20 protein-coding genes are annotated in these 21,339 nt (G+C 59.6%); 2 read left to right on the top strand and 18 right to left on the bottom strand.

The window, feature by feature from the left end; genetic code table 11:
• Positions 1-2: 2 nt before the first annotated feature.
• From WFM49_RS09625 to WFM49_RS09710, 18 genes are all read right to left on the bottom strand, one after another.
• A complete protein-coding gene (locus WFM49_RS09625) occupies positions 3-1,643 on the bottom strand; it encodes a (2,3-dihydroxybenzoyl)adenylate synthase (protein WP_009462862.1) in 1,641 nt (546 codons plus the stop codon).
• Between the two features lie 41 nt (positions 1,644-1,684).
• Positions 1,685-2,371: a 4'-phosphopantetheinyl transferase family protein gene (locus WFM49_RS09630; protein WP_250756602.1), complete on the bottom strand. Its 687-nt coding sequence runs from the start codon at positions 2,369-2,371 to the stop codon at positions 1,685-1,687.
• 1 nt (position 2,372) lies between these two features.
• Positions 2,373-3,089, bottom strand: a complete 717-nt coding sequence (locus WFM49_RS09635) for an ABC transporter ATP-binding protein (protein WP_009462853.1) — start codon at positions 3,087-3,089, stop codon at positions 2,373-2,375.
• Positions 3,086-3,844 (bottom strand): ABC transporter ATP-binding protein, encoded by a 759-nt coding sequence (locus WFM49_RS09640; protein WP_336972962.1) that lies wholly within the window; start codon positions 3,842-3,844, stop codon positions 3,086-3,088. The genes WFM49_RS09635 and WFM49_RS09640 overlap by 4 nt, the downstream gene beginning before the upstream one ends.
• A complete protein-coding gene (locus WFM49_RS09645; RefSeq protein WP_009462849.1) occupies positions 3,841-4,779 on the bottom strand; it encodes a branched-chain amino acid ABC transporter permease in 939 nt (312 codons plus the stop codon). The genes WFM49_RS09640 and WFM49_RS09645 overlap by 4 nt, the downstream gene beginning before the upstream one ends.
• Entirely contained in the window at positions 4,780-5,649 is an 870-nt protein-coding gene (locus WFM49_RS09650; RefSeq protein ID WP_035268872.1) for a branched-chain amino acid ABC transporter permease, read from the bottom strand.
• Between the two features lie 8 nt (positions 5,650-5,657).
• Positions 5,658-6,860, bottom strand: coding sequence for an ABC transporter substrate-binding protein (locus WFM49_RS09655; RefSeq protein ID WP_230940611.1), 1,203 nt, complete (start codon positions 6,858-6,860; stop codon positions 5,658-5,660).
• Between the two features lie 250 nt (positions 6,861-7,110).
• The gene (locus WFM49_RS09660) at positions 7,111-7,572 is read right to left on the bottom strand and encodes a MarR family winged helix-turn-helix transcriptional regulator (protein ID WP_009462841.1); all 462 of its coding nucleotides are present in this window, start codon (positions 7,570-7,572) and stop codon (positions 7,111-7,113) included.
• Positions 7,573-7,686: 114 nt separating this feature from the next.
• Positions 7,687-8,463, bottom strand: coding sequence for an ABC transporter permease (locus tag WFM49_RS09665; RefSeq protein WP_336972964.1), 777 nt, complete (start codon positions 8,461-8,463; stop codon positions 7,687-7,689).
• Positions 8,464-8,503: 40 nt separating this feature from the next.
• Positions 8,504-9,289, bottom strand: a complete 786-nt coding sequence (locus tag WFM49_RS09670; RefSeq protein ID WP_035268452.1) for an ABC transporter permease — start codon at positions 9,287-9,289, stop codon at positions 8,504-8,506.
• A complete protein-coding gene (locus WFM49_RS09675; RefSeq protein WP_254500047.1) occupies positions 9,286-10,050 on the bottom strand; it encodes an ABC transporter ATP-binding protein in 765 nt (254 codons plus the stop codon). The genes WFM49_RS09670 and WFM49_RS09675 overlap by 4 nt, the downstream gene beginning before the upstream one ends.
• Positions 10,047-11,021, bottom strand: a complete 975-nt coding sequence (locus tag WFM49_RS09680; protein WP_009462834.1) for an ABC transporter substrate-binding protein — start codon at positions 11,019-11,021, stop codon at positions 10,047-10,049. Before WFM49_RS09680 ends, WFM49_RS09675 begins: the two co-directional genes overlap by 4 nt.
• A 74-nt stretch (positions 11,022-11,095) precedes the next feature.
• Positions 11,096-12,112, bottom strand: coding sequence for a 3-hydroxybutyryl-CoA dehydrogenase (locus WFM49_RS09685; RefSeq protein ID WP_035268448.1), 1,017 nt, complete (start codon positions 12,110-12,112; stop codon positions 11,096-11,098).
• Positions 12,112-13,194 (bottom strand): NAD/NADP-dependent octopine/nopaline dehydrogenase family protein, encoded by a 1,083-nt coding sequence (locus tag WFM49_RS09690; RefSeq protein ID WP_083054348.1) that lies wholly within the window; start codon positions 13,192-13,194, stop codon positions 12,112-12,114. The genes WFM49_RS09685 and WFM49_RS09690 overlap by 1 nt, the downstream gene beginning before the upstream one ends.
• 164 nt (positions 13,195-13,358) lie before the next feature.
• A complete protein-coding gene (locus tag WFM49_RS09695) occupies positions 13,359-14,138 on the bottom strand; it encodes an alpha/beta hydrolase (RefSeq protein WP_247966104.1) in 780 nt (259 codons plus the stop codon).
• A gap of 6 nt (positions 14,139-14,144) precedes the next feature.
• Complete coding sequence (locus tag WFM49_RS09700; RefSeq protein WP_336972966.1) at positions 14,145-15,278, bottom strand: ABC transporter substrate-binding protein; 1,134 nt, start codon at positions 15,276-15,278, stop codon at positions 14,145-14,147.
• 14 nt (positions 15,279-15,292) lie between these two features.
• Positions 15,293-16,078, bottom strand: coding sequence for an ABC transporter ATP-binding protein (locus WFM49_RS09705; protein WP_026484031.1), 786 nt, complete (start codon positions 16,076-16,078; stop codon positions 15,293-15,295).
• Positions 16,079-16,081: 3 nt separating this feature from the next.
• Entirely contained in the window at positions 16,082-17,134 is a 1,053-nt protein-coding gene (locus WFM49_RS09710; protein ID WP_021447070.1) for a FecCD family ABC transporter permease, read from the bottom strand.
• An 83-nt stretch (positions 17,135-17,217) separates the two neighbouring features.
• Here WFM49_RS09710 and WFM49_RS09715 point away from each other — a divergent pair, with 83 nt between their 5' ends.
• A complete protein-coding gene (locus WFM49_RS09715; protein ID WP_336972967.1) occupies positions 17,218-17,973 on the top strand; it encodes an alpha/beta hydrolase in 756 nt (251 codons plus the stop codon).
• Positions 17,974-18,130: 157 nt separating this feature from the next.
• Positions 18,131-21,331: a DEAD/DEAH box helicase gene (locus WFM49_RS09720; RefSeq protein ID WP_336972969.1), complete on the top strand. Its 3,201-nt coding sequence runs from the start codon at positions 18,131-18,133 to the stop codon at positions 21,329-21,331.
• The last annotated feature ends 8 nt before the right edge of the window (positions 21,332-21,339 follow it).

The raw sequence follows: 21,339 nt of genomic DNA on the forward strand, positions 1-21,339 counted from the left end.
GATTATTCTTGCGTTGTGTTTTCGAGTTGTTCGCGCAGTTGGGCGCGCAATTCCTTGCGGCTGATCTTCAGGGCCGCAGTTTCCATGAAACGGTCCACAAACACGATTTGATCCGGCACTTTGAAGTCGGCCAGACCGCGGCTGCGTATCCATTTCTTCAGTTCAATCGCGCGGGGCTTGTCATCTTTGGGGATGATGAAAGCGCAGCTGCGCTCGCCCAGAAACTCGTCGGGCACCGATACCACGGCAGCATCAAAGACCTGCGGGTGAGCCAGCAGATGATCTTCAATTTCCTCGGCGGAGATTTTTTCGCCAGCGCGGTTGATGTGGTCAGTGGCACGACCCTGAACCATCAAGTAGCCTTCGGGCGTCATGCGTACCACGTCGCCTGTGCGATAGAAGCCGTCCTCGGTAAAGGAGCGGGCATTGGCCGCGGGGTTGTTGTGGTAGGCACGGATCGTGTAAGGACCCCGTGTCAGTAAATAGCCGGTTTCCCCAGGGGCGACCGGATTGCCGTTGTCGTCCACGATCAGGATTTCATCGTCCGGGCTGATGGGGCGGCCCTGTGTGTTGATGATGGTGTCCTCGGGATCGTCCAGGCGGGTGTAGTTCACCAGGCCTTCGGCCATGCCGAACACCTGCTGCAAGGTCACACCCAGAGTGGGACGTACACGCTTGGCCGCTTCGGCGTTCAATTTGGCACCGCCCACCTGGATTACTTTCAATGAATCCAGCTTGGCATCGGTCTTGGTGGCTGCATCCATCCACAGCATCAGCAGCGGGGGGACCAGACTGGTGTCGGTTACGCCTTCGCGCTCGATCAGCTCAAAGCAAACGTCCGGGCTGGGGGCGGGGCTCAGCACCACTTTGGCTCCGGCGTACAGTGCACCCAGAAAACCGGGTGAACTCATGGGGAAGTTGTGGGCAATGGGCAAAGCGCCCAGAAACACACTGTTCTCGTCCAGTCCGGCAATCTTGGCGCTCTCGCGCAAGGTGTAGATGTAGTCGTCGTGCGTGCGGGGGATCAGCTTGGACAAGCCGGTGCTGCCCCCCGAGATTTGCAGGAACGCCACTTCGGAAGGCTGGGCCGCCGATACGGGTACGTCTACATTGGCAGCGCTGCTTTGCAACTGGGCCAGGGACGTAAATTCTTGTGCGTCGCCCACGATGTAAACCTGCTCGACCTGCGGGCAGCGTTCACGCAGTTCGCGTACCAAAGGCAGGTAGTCAAAACCGGCATGAGCGTCCACACCAATATAGGCGCGCGCTTGAGCAGTATTGGCAAAGTGTTCGACTTCGGTGATGCGGTGCGCAGGCAGGACGTACACGGGCAAAAGACCGGCACGGAACAGGCCAAAGATCACACTGACAAACTCAGGGATGTTGGGCAGGTGCACCAGGACGCGGTCGCCCTTGCGCAGACCGGCTTGCAGCAGGCCCGCCGCGATCTGACTGGCGTACTGGTCCAGCGCGCCATAGGTCCAGCGCTGGGTGCCGCCAACAATGGCTTCGCGTTCCGGGTGGTTTTGCGCGCGCGTGCGCAGCAAAGCGCCAAAAGTTTCCCCTTGCCAGTGTCCAGCATCGCGGTATCGCTGGGCAAAAGCGTCAGGCCAAATTTGTTCAACAGGAATAGATTTCATCATGGTAATGAGAACTATTACATAAATAAGCAGGCTTGTCAGATTTACTCGTGCTCAGTCAGCTTGGTGTCAGGCAGTTGAGCGCTGTCCAAAAAGCTGACTGTCCACGGAGCAAAGGGGGTGTTCAGGCAGATGGCGGCGGCATAGTTTTCCACCGGCCGGTGACTGTGCACCACCAAACCTTGCAAGATGGGATGGGGGGATTGTACGGTGCATCCATGATCTGGGTGACCGTCCAAGGATAATTCTTGAGGCTGAATATGAAAACCCGTGCCTGCATGTTTCAGGGCGGCCTCTTTGCCACACCACAGCGCGTAGAAGTCCAGATCGCTCTTTAGCCAGGACCGCTCGGACGGCACACTGCAATGTTCGACCAGCCCTGCTTTGACGGGCAGGCGCATGGCCTCGATGTCTATGCCTATAGTTCGGTCGGCAATTCCAATCAGCACACGCTCGCCGCTGTGCGACAGGCTAAAGTGCAGATCGGCATCGTCCAGATCCAGCACGGGCTTGCCATGTTCCAGTTGGGTGATGGGAACGGCGCGTGGCGTGCAGCCCAGCAAGGGCGCCAGAAAATGGCGCAGCGCACCGTGGGCCAGCAGGCTTAAATGCTGGTCCGACTGCTGTCTGCGACGGGCAATCACCGCCAAGGTGTGGTCGGGAACCTGGTTTCGTAACCAGGATTCCATACCGTCGGGCAAGGGAAGCGACAAACTGTATACGGACAGCATGTCAAAGTCCCAGATGGCGTTGCAAAAGGGCGGCGTCCTGGCGCAGTTGCTCGGCAGGGCCGTCATACACCAGCTGACCATTACCCAATAACAAAGCGCGTTCGGCCAACTGCAGAGCCAGACTTAAATTCTGTTCGGCGATCAGTACGGTAATACCTTGCTCGTTCAGCGTTTGCAGCTGCGGCAACAAGGTGTCCTGAATCGTCATGGGAGCCAGGCCTTCGCTGGGTTCGTCCAGAACAATAATGGAGGACTGCGTCAGCAGCGCACGGGCCAGTGCCAGCAACTGTCGTTCGCCACCGCTCAAGGCGGAGCAGGAGGACTGGCGGCGTTCGTACAGGCGCGGCATGGCTTCGTAGATGCTGTTCAGCGTCCAACGATCATCCGAGCGCGGACGTCGTGCCAGCCCGGCCAAACGCAGGCTTTCCTGCACGGTCAGCGTTGGGAAACGGCCTCGGCCTTGGGGCACTAAAGCCATGCCCAGCAGGGCGATTTTGTGCGTGGGCCAACCTGCAATGTTTTTCCCGTGCACATTGATTTGTCCGCTCCACTGCGGGCCCATATTGAACAGGCAGTGCAGCAGGCTGGTTTTTCCGGCGCCGTTGCGGCCCAGCAGGGCCACACTTTGCCCGGCGGGGATATCCAGCGAAATTTCTTGCAGAATGTCGGCACGGTCGTAGCGTGCATGCAGGCCGGAGATGTTCAGCGCTGTGCTCATGCCGCCTCCAAAGCCAGTTCGCCCAGATAGGCCTGACGCGCGCCTTCGTGCTGGCGCACGGCGTCCGGGGTGTCGCAGGTCAACAAGCTGCCCGATGACAGCACGGCAATCCGGTCACATTCCTGGAAAACAATATCAATGTCATGGCTGATCAGCAGCACGGCACATTGGCCGCGCATGGCGTGGACCAATGCCATGACTTCACGCGATTCGGACTCGGACAGACCAGCGGTAGGCTCGTCCAGCAAGAGCACGCGGGGTTGCTGCGCCAGGGCGATCAGCAAATCCAGAATGCGCTGCTCTCCATAGGACAGGGATCGACCCAGCACATGGCCGCGGCCGGCCAGGGCGCTATGTTCCAGCAATGCTTCGGCTGCTTCTTGGCTGGCGGCGCGGGCGGCCTTGCGGCCCCACCAGTGGTAGGCGCAATCTTTTTTGATGCGCACGGCCAGAGCCAGGTTTTGCAGCAGGGTCAGTTCAGGAAAAATACGGCTGGTCTGAAAGCTGCGCACCATGCCTTGTTTGGCGCGTTCAATCGGGCCCAGACTGCGCAGGTCCTTGCCTTCCAGGAAGACCTGACCGCTGGAAGGAGAGGCCAGACCACTGATGATGTTGAACAGCGTGGTTTTACCTGCGCCGTTGGGGCCAATCAGCCCCAGGGTTTCGCCCGCACGCAGCTCCAGGCTGACGTCCGTCAGGATATCCAGACCGCCTACATGCAAGGCCAGTTCGCGAGTGCTTAATAAAACGCTCATGCAGACCTCTTGCGTCGTTCTGCCAGACCATTGGGCATGAACAGAACTGTCAGCACAAAGATCAAACCTACCAGTAACTGCCAACGATCCGTGTAGGAGCTCAGGTAGGTCTGGGCAAACAGATAGAAGGTGGCCCCAATAAATGCGCCGCGCCAGGTGCGTATGCCACCGATCACACCCATGATGATGAGCGTGGCCGAGAAGCTCCAATGCACTTGTTGCGGGCTGACGTACTGATTCGCAAAGGGATACAGGCCGCCAGCAGCACCTGCTACCGCACCTGCAATCATGAAGGTGTAAAGGCGGATACGCCATGCCTGATAACCCAGGGCGGCCATGCGCAAGGGCTGATCGCGCAGACCGGTCAAGGCCAGCCCGATTGGGGCGCGGCTGAAAGAACGCAGCAGCAACCAGCAGATGACCGCCAGCGCCAGGGCCAGAATCATCAGGGTGTAAGGGGCGCTCAAGGGCAGATCGCCCAGGCTCAGACGCGGGAAACCGCGCAGGCCATCGGCACCGCCCGTGACATCACGCCAGCGAAATGCAACTTCCCAGATCAATTGCCCGGCGACCAGCGTAGCCACCATGAAAAACAGCTCGGAACTGCGCAGGCTGATCAGCGCCATCAATATGGACAACAGAGTGCCCGCCCCAATGCCCACCAGCAGCATCAGCGGCAGGGACGCGCCCCAATACTGGCTGCTGACAGCGGTGGCATAGGCGGCAAAGCCAAAGACGGCACCGTGGCCCAGGGATACCAGACCGCCGTAACCTATCAGGAGATTGACGCTAAGGACTGCGCAAGCAATCAGCAGGGCTTCGGTGCCAAAGCGCCACAAGAAGGCGTCGCCCCAGAAATAGCTGCTCAGCAAGACCAGGCAAGCCAGAGCAGGCCAAAGTCCAGTGCGCAGCAGGCAGGTGTTGAGCTTGTTCATTTAAACCTGACGCGTAGCGGATTTGCTCAAGCCATTGGGCCAGCAAAGCAGAAGGCCCAGCATGACGGCCAGGGTGGCGGCATTGGCAAAGGCTGGAACCCAGACGCGGGCAAAGGTGGTGACGAAACCCAGAATCAGCGCGCACAGCAAGGTGCCGCGTACCGAGTTCAAGCCGCCAATGACCACCACCAGCAAGGCCAGCAAGAGGATTTCTTCATCCAGTCCGGGGTAAACCGACAGCATGCCAGCGCCCAGGGCGCCGCCCAAACCGGCCAGGCCGGCGGCCAGCGCCATGCCGATGGCAAACAGGCGACGCGAGTTCAAGCCCAGGGTCTCGACAATCTGGGCGTCCTGCACGCAAGCGCGAATGGCGGCACCCCACAGGGTGCGATCCAGCAGGAACCAGAACAGCAAGGCCAGCGTCAGGCCGGTGACGATCAGGAACAGACGATAGGTGGGGAAGGGCAGGCCCATGATCCACACGCCGCCACGCAGCACTTGCGGCAGCATGGGCGAGAGCGTGTCGGCGCTGAAGCCCCAGCGCATCAAATCCGCCAGAATGACGGACAGGCCGTAGGTCAGCAGCACCTGCATCAAGTGGGTGCGCTGGTAGAACTGGCGAAAGGGGAAGCGGTCCAGCAACAGGCCCATCAGCCCGCACAGTGCGAAAGCGGCGGGAAAGGCCAGCCACCAGGGCGCGCCGGATGCCAGCCACTGGACGCTGATATAGCCGCCCAGCAGGAAAAAAGAGCCGTGTGTCAGGTTGATGAAGTTCATCAGGCTGAGCACTAAAGACAGCCCCAGCCCCGCCAACATCAGCAGTGCTGAGAAGGACAGGGCATTGAGGATTTGAAGCAGAAAATAAGACAAGGTGGAGCTCAAGAACGCGGGCCGGGGTCCTGGATACGCTGGTAAGTGTGGACCACCGTGTTAAAGGGGCGACCTTGCGCGTCTTTCTCCACCCGGTTGACGTAAATATCCAGAATGGACTGGTTATTGCGCGGGTCAAAAGCCATGGGGCCAAAGGCGGTGTTGATAGGCTTGTCCAGCAGGGCCTGTTTGAAGGCCGCCTTGTTGGACAGATCACCCTTGACCGCATCCAGACCGGCCTTGATGACCTGGCCGGTCACGTAACCGGAGGTGCTGGCTTCGCCGGGCAAACGGCCACGGCTGGCCTGGTAAGCAGCCACAAAGTCCTGGGCAGCCGGAGCGCCGGGCGATTGGTGGAAGGTACTGACGCCCCCCAAAGCAGCTTCGCCCACAGCGGTAATCACGTCTTCCTGATCGAACAGGGCACCGGGGCCCACGATCTGGATCTTGCCGTGCAGTTGGTAGTCCTGCATTTGCTGGTGGAAACGCACAGCGTCGGCACCGGCCAGGAAGGTGTAGACAAACTTGGGGTTGCTGGCAGCCAGATTCATCAGGATGGGCGCGAAGTCGGGCGTACCCAGGGGCGTCCAGATGCGCTCACCCAGCGTGCCGCCTTGTTCCTGATAAGTATTGGCGAAGTCTTCAATGTATTCGCGGCCAGCGGTGTAGTCCGAACCCAGCGTGATGCCGCCGGATTTTTCAATGTGCTCGAAGGCCCACAAGGCGCCGGTGTGGCCCAGCATCCAGCTGGTTTTGGTGGGGCGGAATACGTAGGGGCTGGCTGCTTCACGAGCCAGGCCATTGGCAGCGGCATTGGAAATGAAGGTAGGCAGTTGCGCATCGTGCACGATGTCACGAATGGCCAGTGCGATATTGGCGCTGATGACACCGCCCAGAACGTCGATCTTGTCGCGCTCGATCAGCTTGCGCACTTTACGGATGGCTTCGTCCGGTTTGCCGTGGTCGTCTTCTACCAGCAACTGCACCTTGCGCCCGCCCATCTCGTAATTGCACTGTTGCAGCATCAACTCCAGACCGGCGCGCATGCTTTCGCCCAAGGAGGCGAAGGGGCCGGACAAGGATGTCAGCAGGGCAATTTTCAGGGGACCGTCTTGGGCGCGAAGCAGGCGGGGAACGCCAAACAGCAAAGGGCTGGCTGCGGCAGCCAGCAAAAGCTGGCGACGTCCAGCACGGGTAGGGGAGAGAGTCACGAGATCTTATTTTCCGTAAGAAAGCCAAGCTTGCCTGGCAGGACATCTCAGGCAGGAGGCTGCGCTACTAAATGTTAATCATTATCATTTTATGGTCTTTCCTGACGTAAATAAAGGCTCATACCCTTGAATGTCCATTTCATGCGTGGGTCTTTAAAAGCAACGCGCCCCGATTGGGGGCGGATTCAGGGTGACAACGGCATGAAAACGGTCACACGGACGCTTTATAAAAAGGCACAGGGCGGGCTATTTAGCGCGCATCTCCATTGATATTGGCGCGAATGCGGTTCAGGAACTGGCGCAACTGGGTCAGTTCTTCCGCCGAAAAGCCCTGGATGGCGCGGTGATGAATGTCCAGAGCCGCGGGCAGAACACGCAGAAAGTGCTGGCGACCTTGCTCATGCAGATGGATCAGTACACGGCGCTGGTCCAGCGGGTCGGGCTGGCGGGACAGGTGGCCCGCGTTTTCCATTACCACCAGGGCGCGCGACAAGGTGGTTTGATCCACGTCGGTATATTGCGCCAGGGTACTGACGCCCAGGCCATCGGTTTCGTTCAGAAAAGCCAGCACACGCCAGTGCAGCAGGGTCAGTTCATGGCTGCGCAGCAAGGTTTGAAAGTCAGCATTTAAGGCCGAGGTGCTGCGATTGAGCAGATAGGGGATAAACGTATCGTGCCCGGTATAGGCGTCAGTCAGAGTACGGCTGGCCATAGTGAAGCGGCTTCCTTGATGCAAAAAAAGCAGGCTACTCGTTCAGAGTGATTGAGTGAGCCTGCGAAAGCCCGGCCAGCGCTGCCATTGGCCGGGCAAGTGGTTGGTTCAGTATCAGTTCGTATGATCCACTTTGCGCTGCAAAGCGGCAATCGTCAGGTTCAGTGTGAAGCCCAGCACACAGATCCAGACCAAGGGTACAAACATATCAATCGTGCGGTAGCTGCGTGCGGCGGCGGTCAGCATATGGCCCAGACCGTCGGTGGAGGCAATCATCTCGGCCAGAAAGACCACCACGCAGGCAATGACGCCTGCCACCCGTACACCGGCCAGCACGGTCGGGCTGATGGCGGGCAAAATGATTTTCCACAGGCAGGCGCTGCGAGATGTCCCGGCGGCACGTGCCGACCAGATCAGCTTGCGGTCCACCGTTTGCGCAGCCACCCAACTGGCCATCAGCACAGGGAAAATCGCATCCGAGACCACCAGAGCGATTTTCGATGAGCTTTCAAACCCCATGATCAGGATCAGTGCCGGGTAAAGGGCGATCTTGGGGATAGGGGCCAGCAGACGGATCAGGGCATCCAGCAGAAACGAGCTCCAGCGCGTCAGCTGTGCAATCAGCGCCAGGGCCACACCGGCCACACAGGCAATCAGCAAACCGCTGATCAGGCGGTAGACGGTGATGCCCAGGTTCTGCCAGAAGTCCGCCTGACCGGCCAGCTCCAATACACGCATCAGAATGGAAGAGGGGGCAGGCAGCAACTGCGGGCTGACCCAGCCCGAGCGGGTGCACAGCTCCCAGACAATCAGCATCAGGGCCGGACTGATGCATAAAGACAGTCCCGACAAATCCCGGCGTTTGGCCGGGCGGGTTGGAGTAGAACGCATAGCTTGTCCCGGTGAGGCTAAGGTTTTGGTGGTCATAGCGTCATCCTTTGTCCATCAGGCTCTGGGTCGAGTCATGCCAGTGTGTGCAGCGTTTGCGGACAAACTCGAACAGCGCATCGCAGGCAATGCCCAGCACGGCCAGCAGCATGATGACGGCATACACCGTGGAGTACTGCGCCATATCCATGGAGGTGAACAGCAGATTGCCTATACCTTCCTGACGCGCAATCATCTCGGAGGACACCATCACGATCAGGGCCATGACCACCCCGACCCGGCAGCCAATCATGACTTCCGGCAAGGAGGCGGGCAGAACAATTTTGCCCAGACGGGCAATGGGCCCCATGCCCATGGACTGGGCGACCCAGATCAGCTTGGGCTCGATGCGGGTTGCGCCGTGATAGCTGTGATAGAGCAAAGGCAGGGACACGCCCAGCGCAATAACCAGGATCTTGGAGAAATCCCCCAGACCGAACCACAGCATCAAGATCGGCATCAAGGCCGCTTTGGGCATGGGATAGGCCAGGGCCACCAGAGGATAGAAAGCGGTATAGACCAGGCGGCTGCGGCCCATGGCCAAACCCAGGGGGACGGCCACGACCAGTGCCAGGGCATAACCGGCAAACATGCGGCCAACCGACTGCAGGATTGCCGACCAGGCCATCGGGTCGCTGATCAGGGCAGGCAGTTCGCCCAAGGCCGCCCAAGGGCTGGGGAAGGAATCCAGCCCTACCCAACGGGCCAGCCCTGCCCAGGCCAGCAGCACCAGAATGGCCGCCATGACCAAGGAGGCCCAGCGATGTTCATACCAGTGCTGTGGCGTCATGGGTGGGCCTCCGCCATCAAGGATTGCTCCAGACGAATAATGGTTTCCTGATAGACCGGATTGCGCAGCAGCTCGCTACGGACGCGGGGGCGGGGCAGATCAATCTCCACTACCTCCTTGATGCGGCCGGGCGAGCCAGTCATGACAATCACGGTATCGGACAGGAAGACGGCCTCGTCCACGCCGTGCGTCACAAAGACCACGGTGTTGCGTAACTGCTCCCACAAGCTGAGCAGTTCCGTTTGCAGGGTGACGCGCGTGTGGGCATCCAGCGCCCCGAAGGGCTCGTCCATCAGCAGGATGTCCGGCTCATAGGCCAGGGTGCGGGCGATGGCCGCACGCTGACGCATACCGCCGGACAGTTCACGTGGATAGAAGGAGGCGTAAGGCCCCAGCTTGACCTTGTCCAGCCATTCGCTGGCGCGCTGTTCGGCCTGGTCCTTGGGCATGCCTTGTTCGCGCATGCCGTAGGCCACGTTTCCCAGCACGGTTTTCCAGGGGAACAGGGCGTACTCCTGAAACACCGGGCCCCTGTCTGGACCTGGGCCGGTAATGGGCTTGCCCTTGACGCGGATCTGGCCGCTGGAGCAGGACTCAAAGCCCCCTAACATATAGAGCAGGGTGCTTTTGCCGCAACCGCTGGGTCCCAGAATAGACACGAATCGCCCTGCCGGAATGTTCAGGGCGATGTCTTGCAGGGCCGTATGGCTGCGGCCCTGCCGGGTGTTAAAGGTTTTACCGACACCATCCAGTTCAATCATGGTGTTGCCTCGCGTAAATCAGCCCGATAAAAGTCCTGCACGTTCAAGGCTTTTTTCAGGAAACCCGCCTTGTGATAGCGGTCGTAGGTGCCCTGGATGGATTCCAGATTAGGCTGCATGTCCGGGACGCGGGCAAAGTCCTTGTCGGTGAACAGGTACTGGGCCAGCAAGTCCTTGGGCGCACGGGTAATTTGTGCGGTGACTTCTACGGCCAGTGCAGGATCTTTGCTGAGCATGCCCATGGCTGTTTTCAAGTCCTGCACATAGGCGCGCACCACTTCGGGATTGGCGTCGCTATAGGATTTGCTGCAGGCTTCGAAAATCTGTACGGATGGGCTGGCCACTTCGGACAGGGAGAACAGTTTGCGTAAACCGCCTTTCTTCTCGTTCAGCAGGGCAAAGGGCTGGGCCATGGGACCGGCATCAATGCGGCCACTGCGAATGGCGTCGGCCGCAGGGGGAAAGCCGGTTTCGACGATTTTCACGTCCTTGTCCGGGTCGATACCGTTTTGGCGCAGCCACAGCAGCATGTCGAAGTACACACCGGCTCCATAAGCATTGGTGCCAATGACCTTGCCTTTCAGGTCCGCCGCGGTCTTGATCGGGCTGTCTTCCTTCACGGCCCAGTAGACGGAGAAGTGATCATCGTCCGAGTGCACGTGCTGGGCCACGATATAGGCTTCCAGACCGCTTTCAATAGCGCCATTGGCCAGAGACATGGGGGCCATGGTGGAGCATTCCAGAACGCCAGCACGCATGGCTTGCACCATGGGCGAAGTGCCCTGGAACTGAGTCCACTGGATTTGATATTTCTTGCCCAGTTGCGGGAACAGCTCGGGGCGCTTGGCCATCAGGTATTTGGCTTCCTCGCCCGGAATGGTCCAGCCTACCCGCAAGGTGGGGACTTCCTGAGCCTGGCTCAGACCGTGACAGCTCATCAGGGCAAACAGCAACGCAGCGGTTTTCTTCATCGCAGGGCCGTCCCAAGATGAAGAGCGCCCTCTTGGAGGGCAGCAAGACGAAGGCGCAGCGTGGGAGTCTTTTTTCATTCCTGTGTCTCCTTGGCAAGGTGTTCGGCGCGGGCAGGGGCCAGGCCGATGTGATCCAGCATTCCCAGTACGCGGGCCAGCACGTCGCGTCGATACGCTTGTTGCTGGTCCACCGGGTATTCGTGAAAGCCTTGTCCGCTGCGCAGACCGTTGCGTCCACTTTCCATATAACGGGTGATGATGTCGGGTACGGCGTAGCGTTCCGGGTCCAGGTTCTGCGACAGGTATTGCCCGGCGTGATACAGAATGTCGTTGCCGCCGTAGTCGATGAACTCCAGCACGCCGATGCTGGCAAAGCGGAAACCCAGGCCGTAGCGGGTGGCCTTATCAATATCGGCTGCGCTGGCTACGCCTTCCTCAACCATGCGAGCGGCCTCGTTCATGATCAGGGTTTGCAGGCGTGGAACGATGAAACCGGGGTGGCAACCACAGACCACAGGCACTTTGCCGATGGATTCCAGATTGCTTTGCAGACGGCTCAAGGTCTGCTCGCTGGTGCCGGGGTGGGCACTGATTTCGACCAGTGGAATCAGGAATGCCGGGTTAAGCCAATGTGCGTTCAGGAAACGCTCCGGATGGCTCAACATGGGGGCCAGATCCGAGGCCAGCATGGTGGAAGTGGTGGAGGCGATCAGCGCATCGGGCCGGGCCAGTTCACCGATACGTCCCAGGGCGTCGGTCTTGGCTTCTTGTGTTTCGGGCACGCCTTCATAAATCAGATCGGCCTGGCCCAGCACTTGCGCCGCTGCGCTCAAGGGGGCGACGCTGATGCAGGCCAGATGGTCGTCGATCTGTTCGGTGGCGAACATGCCCAGGTCGGCCAGTTGTTCCAGCGTGGCACGCAATTCCTGGCGTATTTCGGCTTCCAGACGGGCACTATCAGCAGGCTGACGGGGTTTGAAATCCAGTAAGGTCACGGCTTGGCCGCGCAGCGCATAGGCCAGGGCGATGCCCCGCCCCATGCGACCTGCGCCCACCGCAACGATACGTTTGATCGGGGCGGGCGCGTTCATCAGGCTCTCCCGGCTTGCAACATCTCTTGCAGTTGCTCGCGGCTCATCGTGTCCAGACCCAGGCTGGCCAGTGTGCGTTGGCCCTGGCGCAAATCTTCACCCACGATGGCACCGGCAATCGCCAGCAAGCCTTTGGTGACGGGAGCATCTACACCGGCCCAGTCGGCTACCGATGCAAAGAAGGCCAGACCCAGCATGGTGTCTTCACGCATGTAACGGTGTTCGTGCAGGTCGATCTTCTCGCGCCAGTCGCCGCTTTTCACCAGCTTGGAGTGCGAGGAACGGTCGCCATACATCCACTGGTCGTTTTCGTAGTGGTCGGACAGGGGGAAGTGCGGGGCACCGTAGCCCAGCGCTTCACGAATGCGCATGCGTTCGTTGTCCAACTGCGTGGTCACGGCACGTACCGAGGGCTGAGTGCCTTCGTTATGAATATCCCAGGCCGGAAAGTGCTCCAGCGGGCCTGCGTTCATCATGATCAGCGGTGGGTGGATAATGGGGCCGGCATTCATCAGGGCGCCGGACAGGGCATCTTCGCAGCGCTCCACGCTGGGGAACACTTTGCCAATCACCTCCAGGGCGTGGTCGGTATTGCGCGCGGGGTACACGCCGGTAGGCAGGCGGGTGGCGCGGGTGGTGATGTTGATCACGGTATCCCCATGTTTGCGGGCCAGCCAGGGCAGGGTGCCGGTTTCGGCCCAGCTGACATCGGCCTTGTTGCCGGTGCCGCGCACGATCTCGCTCATGATGAAGGAGCCAAAGGTGCCTGGGGGGAGAAATACGACCTGGCCGTCTGTCAGGTGCGGAGCCATGACGCGGGCAATATCGGTTTGGGCAATGGCGGGCGAAGGAATCAGTACCAGATCGGCACCGGCGATGGCCTCGCCAATATCAGCGCAGACTTTGGCAATGGGGATTTCGCGCTCGCCTGCTTCGTCTTTCAAGGTCATGACTGGACGGTCCAGCAAAGGCTGCAACTGGGCCGTATCACGACGCCATAAACGGACCTCGTGGCCCTGTTCGCTCAAGTCTGCCGCTGCTGCGTAACAACCGTGCCCGCCACCTAATACCGCTACCTTCATGTTTGTCTCCAATCTCTTTTTTTGATTTCTATGCACTTGCATATAAATACAGACTAAAAGAAGTTGAGACCTAAAACAAGAGGACGAATGGGGGGAGTTACCCTAGGGCGGGAAAACTTGGATATGAAGTGAAAAGGCGCGTCATGCGCGCCGGGAGAACACGGCTAAGCCGCGCCACAAGCCAGTTCCAGGGCACGCAAGGTGGCTTGTGCCAGAACGTGGCCGTGGCCGGCTCCGGGCAGAACATGCAGATTCGCCTGCATGCCTTGGGCTTGCAAGTGCGCTTGGAGTTTTTGCATGGTGGGCAGGGTAGGCACACCATTTTTGCGTCCTTCCGGGCCCGCTGCCTGAGCGCTAAGCGGATACCAGGCCTCGGAGGCACCGGCCAGAATATCTACCAGTACCGGCTTGTCTACCCGCTCCAGCAAGGTCCAGATCAGGGGATCACGCCACCACAAGGAAGGGCTGGCGCACAGGTAGTGCTGAATGGGCAGGCTTTGCCGGCTAAGGGCATACAGCACAAACAGACCAGCGTAGGAGTGGCCGTACAGGCTGATGCGCGAACGGGTCAGCGCAGGCTCCATGCTTTGGGCCAAGGCTAGCGCCATACGCACTTGTTCGATCATGGCAGGAGCGCCACCCGCCTGCCATTGGGGGACGCGTGGGTCTTCCCATAGAGTGCCGTCCGGGCTGGGCGGGGTGTAATCCAGAGCGCGATAACGTGTGATCTGATCGCGCTCGCCTTGGTAACCCAGCGACAGAATCGCGCAGTGCTGCAAGGCGGGGTGGCCGCTTTCTTCCAGCAAGGGCAAGGTCCACTGACCATCGAGCAGGCACAGCAAAGGCAGGGGGCCTTGTTCTGGCTTGCTGTCTGGCAGGCGTAGCAAGACGTGATGGGGATGGCCGCCCGCAGGCGGCAGTTCCAGTGGAATCAGGCGTGACATGAAGGCTTAGAGGGCGGACTTCAAATCAATCATGTAGGTGCCTTCCATCGGCACGGTCAGGAAGCGCTGGTTCACTTCTTCCAGTGTTTTCAGAGCCGAGACGCCCTGGAAGCGGTCGGGGTGAATCCAGGCGGCCAGTGCTTCGATAAAGATCATGTGCAAAGGTGAATCGTTGAAGGCATGCCAGATGCCGTGGCTATTGCCGCTGCGCACGGCTGGCAGGGCTTGCAGACGATTGCCGTCAATAATGGCTTGCAGGCTTTTACGAGCCTGGTCTTCGCTGACGCCTGTGCCAATAGCCAATCCGCCGGAGGTGGTGCGCTTGCCTGCGCCTGTGCCCGTAGCCACATAGACCACAGGCGCGCGGGAATTGATGTATTCAAAATTCAGCTTGCCGGTGGAGCTTTTCAGGACATCCGCGCCAATATTGTGGCCGCCTGCATAGCTGATCATGTCGTTAAAGGTGCCTGCGCCAGGCGAGTTGCAGCAGTCCGTGCTGCCTGCATGGGCATGCACAAAAACGGGCGGATGATCTTCCTTGGGCAGATCGGCCAGTCGCTGGGCAACGCCCTGCATGTGTTCTTCGTAGAACTGGATGAACTCGTCGGTACGTTCTTTCTCACCCACGGCGTAGCCCAATGCGCGCAGGCTGGGTACGGTGTTCTCCAGCGGGTTCACAAAGAAGTCGATCACAATGACGGGCACTTTGGCGGCAGTCAGGCGCTGGATCAGGGCCGAGTCGCGTGTGTCCTGACCGGGAGTCAGGCCCGCAAAGGCAGCCGTCAGCACGACCAGATCCGGACGCAGGGCCAGGGCCTGTTCGATCGAGAAGGTATCTGCCGTATGGCGACCCACAATAGGGATACTGGCCAGTTGCGGGTAGCGCTTCAGATAGGTCTCGTACTCGTTGGAGAAGGAGGTTTTGAACTCGTCCGACCAGCCTGCAATCAGGTTTGCTGGCTCGGGGTGGACCAAAGCCAGTACCGGGAAGTGACGTGCCTGAGTCAGCACAATGCGTTTGGCGGGGCCAGGCAGGGTAACGGTACGACCCATGGCATCAGTAACTTCGATGGGCTGGGCCTGCACGCCCAAAGGCAAGAGCAAGGTCAGCGACAGCAGCAGGTGGCGCAGGATGTTCATGGGTTCTCCGAAGGTCACAGCACAGGCTCTTGCAGCCCGTCGATAATGATTTGCAAGGTGCCCTGCGAGCAGCTTTCCACGCGGGCACGGACGCCATAAGCCTGGGCCAGCGAGTTGGGGGTAATCACCTTGGCTGGCTCGCCTTGCGCTAGCAGACCACCGCCTTCAATCATCAGGGCATAGTCACTATGGCGCAGAGCTACGTTCAGGTCATGCAGCACGATCAGGGTGATTAGATTGTTGTCGTGGGTTTCCTGGGCCAGCAAGTCCATCACGTGGAATTGATAGTTCAGGTCCAGAGCAGACAAGGGTTCATCCAGCAGTAGCAGTTTGGGCTTGCGTATCAGGGCTTGTGCCAGTCCCACCAGCTGTTTCTGGCCGCCCGAAAGCTGGTCCAGATAGTGCATGGACAAGTGTGCAATGCCCAGGCGTTGCAGGATGTGCATGATGTGCTCATGATCCACATCGCGGGCGTGGCCACCAGGGGCCGAGGCATTGGCCGCCACCAGTACGGATTCAAACACACGCAGGTGGACCGAGGCGGGCAGGGATTGGGGCAGGTACACCACTTTTTGGGCGCGCTGCTCGAAGCTGACGCCGCTCAGCTCCTGACCGTCCAGCAGGATCTCGCCGGTGGTGGGCTTGAGCAGCCCCGCCAGGGACTTGAGCAGAGTGGATTTGCCGCTACCATTGGGGCCCAGCAAAGCCACCAGCTGACCGGGCTGCAAAGGCTCGATGGTCAACTTGGACAGAATTTCGCGTTTGCCGTAAGACAGGCTCAGATCGTGGACTTCAAGCATGGTTCACTTTATTTGGCGTCGCAGCACAACGCCCAGGAAGAAGGGCACACCCACCAGCGAGGTGACAATGCCGACCGGAATAATGATGCCGGGCACAATGTTTTTCGAGGCAATCGAGGCCAGAGACAGAATCACCCCACCCACCAAGGCACTGCCGGGCAGGTAGAAACGGTGGTCTTCACCAAATAGGCGGCGGGCAATATGCGGCGCAATCAGGCCCACAAAGCCGATGGTGCCCACAAAGGATACGGCCAGTGCGGCCAGCAAGCTGATACGCAGCAAGGACACCAGGCGCAGGCGTGAGACATTGATACCAAAGCTGGTGGCGCGGTCTTCACCCAGACGCAGGGCGGTCAGTTTCCAGGTATCACGCAGCGACAGCGGCAGAATCAGCGCAAACACCGCCAGCATGATGCCGACCTTGCCCCAGGAGGAGCGCGACAGGCTGCCCATGGTCCAGAACACCAGCCCTTGCAGGGCTTCGGCGCTGGCCACAAACTGCACCAGCGAAACCAGTGCATTGAAGGAGAACACCAGCGCAATGCCAAACAGCACCAGATTGGCGGTGCTCATGGCGCCCCAGCGGGCGACCGCGTCCAGCAGCATGGCGGACAGCAGGGCGAAAATAAAGGCATTGGCGGCAATGGTCCAGGCTTGCGGAATGCCGGGAATCGACAGGTCCAGCACAATGGCCAGGGACGCGCCAAACGCCGCTGCCGAGGAAATCCCCAAGGTAAAGGGGCTGGCCAGTGGGTTATTCAGAATGGTCTGCATTTCCGCACCGGACAGGCCGAGTGCCAAACCAATGGCCATGGCCATCAAGGCATAAGGCAGGCGGATTTCCCAGACGATAACGCGGGTGGTCGGGTCGGACTGTTCCGGGTTGAACAGCGCATGGCTCAGTTCTCCCAGGCTAAGACCTGAGGGCCCCAACATGAAGTCGGCCACAATCGAGGCCAGAATCACAAGAACCAGGGCCCCAACCAGGAGCCAGCGACGTCTGAGGATGTGTTGATAGTCGGCCAGCGCAGGAGCCGGAACAGCAGATGTGGACATTAAGTGTCTGAATGATAACCGTTTACATAGAAAGAAAGTATAGTTCATCAGCCGGGCTTTGGCGTCCTTACCGCGATTCTTTTATGCAGCTTGAACATTTGGATTTTCTTTCCCCATTGGGCCGACAGTATCGTCTGACTTTGGCCTGGCCGGACGTGCCAGCGCCTGCGCAGGGCTGGCCATTGCTGTGTGTGCTTGATCTACCGCAATTTGAAGCGGTGTTGGCCACCTGTGAAAAGCAGGCTCCACACGCCTGTGCCGTGCTGGGGATAGGTTATGGCGCGGAGGTCTGGCGCGATCAGGACTTCACCCCCGCGCTCAATGGAGAAGCGGGCCACGCGCCAGATTTTCTGGCCATGATGCAGGACGTTTTCTTGCCCTGGGCCTACGCACAGGCGCCTTTGAATGCGCAGCGGCGTTTGCTCTGCGGCCATTCCCTGGGTGGCCTGTTTGCCTTGCATCTGCTGTATCAACAGCCAGAATTGTTCGATGCACTGGTGGTGTCCAGCCCCTCGGTCTGGTGGGGGGAGGGCTATCTGGCTCGACTGCTGGCCCAACCCTTGCCCAAAGCCGCTATGACGATGCCCGTACAGTTCTCCGTTGGCGAGTTCGAGCAAAGCCTGGGCCCGGCAGAAGAAGCCATGCCTGAGGACAAGCGCGAGCTGCGTCGTTTACGTTTGCAAGAGCGCCGCATGGTGGATGGCACCCGCGAACTGGCGCAGGCTTTGGCGCAGCAACAAGGTGGTGAGCCGCGTTTTCGCATCGTGCCGGGTTGTAATCACAGCCAGTCCGGTTTGGCTGCTTTGCCGCAAGCTTGTCTGGAATGGTTGGCTGAGTAGTCCTGTGTCTTCTTGCCCACAAAGACGTGCAGCACGGTGATTGCCTGTATCCTCTGAACGTCCCCGAGCAGACCCGTATAATGCTGCTCATGCTTGCTTGAACCGGCTTGTCTGCCTTTCTCGTTCTCTTCTTCCCGTATTTTCAGGTCCCCGCCCTATGGCTGCGCGTCGCGCTTCGTCTGTTTCCGATTCTCCCGTTCCCACTCAAGCGGGCTTGCTGCTCCATCCTCAATGGCTGGATTACCCTCGTCTGGAAGGTGTGGCTCGTCAGGTCGCCAAGAAAGCGCGTTTTCAGTACCGGGCAGGCATACGGCGCGTGTGGCTGAAAGCCTGGCGCTTGCCGCAGGACGCCGCCTTTTTCAATCAGATCATCGCTGCCGAACTGGGTTTGAAGGATGCGGACCAGCGTTTACAGTCCCAAGGTGTGCCCGAGGTCGTGATTCGTACCCTGCGCCTGCTGTATCAAATGAGCGTGGACAAGCTGGAAGCGGATATTTATGAAGCCTTGCGTGAGCAACTGCTTGAACAGCGCGCTCAATTGGCCGGAGCGATAGCCTCCCAGTCCTTGCCTTTAAGCGAGAACTGGCCCGAAGCCGAGCGCGGCCCGCGCTTGCAGGCTTTGGTGCAGGCCTGGCAGTCCATGCCTTTGGCGCAGACCTATTTGTGGCAGTTACAGGCCGAACAGCGCGATCGCGAGCAACGCAGTCAGCGCTGGGAGCAGGCCCAAAAAGAACGTGAACAAGCGCGTCAAAAAGAACAAAACGATAAACAGCGCAAGTTCAATCAGGCCCAGGAGCGTTTGACAGCTTGGCTGAAAGAGCAAGGTTGCGAGCCGCAACGCATCACCCTGGAGGCCTTCGAGGGCCTGCAAGCCGGGGAACCTGCCCATTGGTTCATGACCGTGTATGGCCGCAATGCCAGTGCCGCTGTCTTGACCCAGGAGTTCAAGCTGGATGCCGAGCAGCAGGAGTTTTTGCTGCAGGCTCAAGCCCAACGCCAGGAGCGTCAGAGAGAGCAACGACAGCAGCGTTGGGCTTGGGAGCAGGAGTGCATAGGGTCGGAAGAAACGATGGCCTTGCTGGGCATTACTCGTCAGGAATACGAGCTATGGCTGGCTGATCGCCGTTTGCCCAGTACCAAACTGGAAGTGCGTGGCGGAGCCGCTGGCGGCCGTGACCGTGTTGCCCATCACCCGGATTTATTGGCAGCGATTGATCAAAGCCAGATTGAGCAATGGCGCGAGCAATACGCCAGCAGCTTGAGCAATCGTGAACGTGCGCAGTACCAGCGAGCGGCTGACCGTGCGCGTACACAATGGCGTCAGCAACAAGTGCTGAACCAGATCAAGAAGCAAGAAGCGTGCGATTACGAAATTGACCCGGAAGATCCATTGCGCCTGTGGTGGCACAAGGATTTGTGGCTGGCGGTGAATGTGCCCGTAGCGGGCGAGCGTCAGCACTGGCGCGCCAATGTTCGTATGCAGGCCGCCGTGCCTTTGCCACGTACCGGCTCGGAACTGGACCGACTGCCTGCCCGCGTCACGGTCTTGTTCAATGCAGCGGCTCAAAACCGCTTGTCCCAACGTCTGGAAGATTCGCTGGATGCATTTTTGCAAACCCAGCGCCCCCTGATTGATGGCTCGTCCTTTCTGGAACTGGCCAAAGCCTTGCGCATGGCTCTGGAAGAGGGCATCGAGCAAAAGGAAATCGAGGCCGGGGATTTTGAAAAGCGTCTGCTCAATGGCCCGGTGCGCCGCATTCTGGAAAGTGTGGAGCAACAGCGTGCCCAGGACTTGATGCGCCTGGGTGACTTCCCGGAAATGTTCAGCCTGGCCCGAGGCATCCGCCGCCATCTGGTGTTCCGTTTGGGCCCGACCAATTCGGGCAAGACGCACGAGGCCCTGGAAGCCCTGATGGAAGCCCGATCCGGCGTATATCTGGCTCCGCTGCGACTGCTGGCCATGGAGGTGCGTGATCGTCTGATGAACGCGGGCATCCCCTGCAATCTGGTTACGGGCGAAGAGCGCGTGATGGTGCCCGGTGCCCAGCACACTGCCTGCACGGTCGAGATGATGGACCCCACGATGGAAGTGCGCGTGGCCGTTCTGGACGAGATTCAAATGTTGCAAGACGAGCAGCGCGGCTGGGCCTGGACTGCAGCTCTGGTCGGTGTTCCGGCCCGTACCCTGTTTGTCTGTGGTGATGCTTCCGTCCTGCGTCCGTGCGAGCGTCTGGTGCGTTCCATGGAAGAGACCATGGAGCTGGAATTTACCGAACGCAAAACCCCGCTGGAGGTCATGCCTTATCCGGTAGACCCGCCGCGAGCCACAGGCAAGCAAGGGCGTCAGGAAGCGCCGTGGCGGGGGCGCAAAGATCGTCAACGTGAAGCTCAGGGCGTGTCCAAAGGTGATGCGGTGGTGGCTTTCACCCGTAAGGATGTCTTAACGCTAAGTGCGCGTTACCGCGCCCAAGGCTGGAAAGTTGCCACCATTTATGGCGCGCTGGCTCCGGAAGTGCGCCGCACCGAGTCCGAGCGCTTTTCCCAAGGCGAGGCCGATGTGCTGGTAGCCACCGATGCGATTGGCATGGGCTTGAACCTGCCGATTCGCCGCGTCCTGTTCTCTACGGTTCACAAGTTTGACGGCCGCTCCATGCGAGCCTTGAACGCAACCGAAGTGCGCCAGATTGCCGGACGGGCAGGCCGCTATGGCTTGTACCCCAAAGGCTATGTGGGGGCGATGGACAAGCAGGATCTGAACCATATTCGTACCCAATTGCAAAGCGACGCCCCCAGCGTGGATTTGCGCTTGCCCATTGCACCCAGCCCCGAGCACGTGCAGGCGCTGGCCTCTTTACTGGATAACAACAATATCGGCGCTGTGCTGCAGTACTTTGCGCAGAAAGTGGCTTCCGATAGCCCCTTGTTTCAGACAGCGGGTTTGAAAGACGCCATCGAGCTGGGCTTTTGTGTAGACCGCCTGGCTCCCAAGCTGGATTTGCGCGAGAAGTTCACCTTTGCCTGCGCGCCGGTGTCCGTGGATAAGGATACGGAGCTGGATTACTTCAAGCGTTGCCTGTCTGCCTATGTGGCACAACGCCCCATGGCCTTGCCACCGGCGCCGTCCTGGCTGAAATCCGCCAGCCCCTCCCGCCTGGAAGACGCCGAATTGCTCAGCAAGCAGATCAGCCTTTATGCCTGGTTCAGCATGAAGTTCCCGCAAGTGTTTGACCAAGGCCCGTGGTTGCCGGAAGTGCGCTCCCTGGTCAGCCGCTTTATTGAGCGCAGCCTGCTGCATCAAAGCGGTTTCGGACAAACCAGCCGCGAGGCTTTTGGTACGCCGTCGCCGGGCAGACGCTGATCTTTTTT

It is taken from the genome of Alcaligenes sp. PF14 (genome assembly GCF_037150615.1).
GTDB lineage: Bacteria > Pseudomonadota > Gammaproteobacteria > Burkholderiales > Burkholderiaceae_B > Alcaligenes > Alcaligenes phenolicus.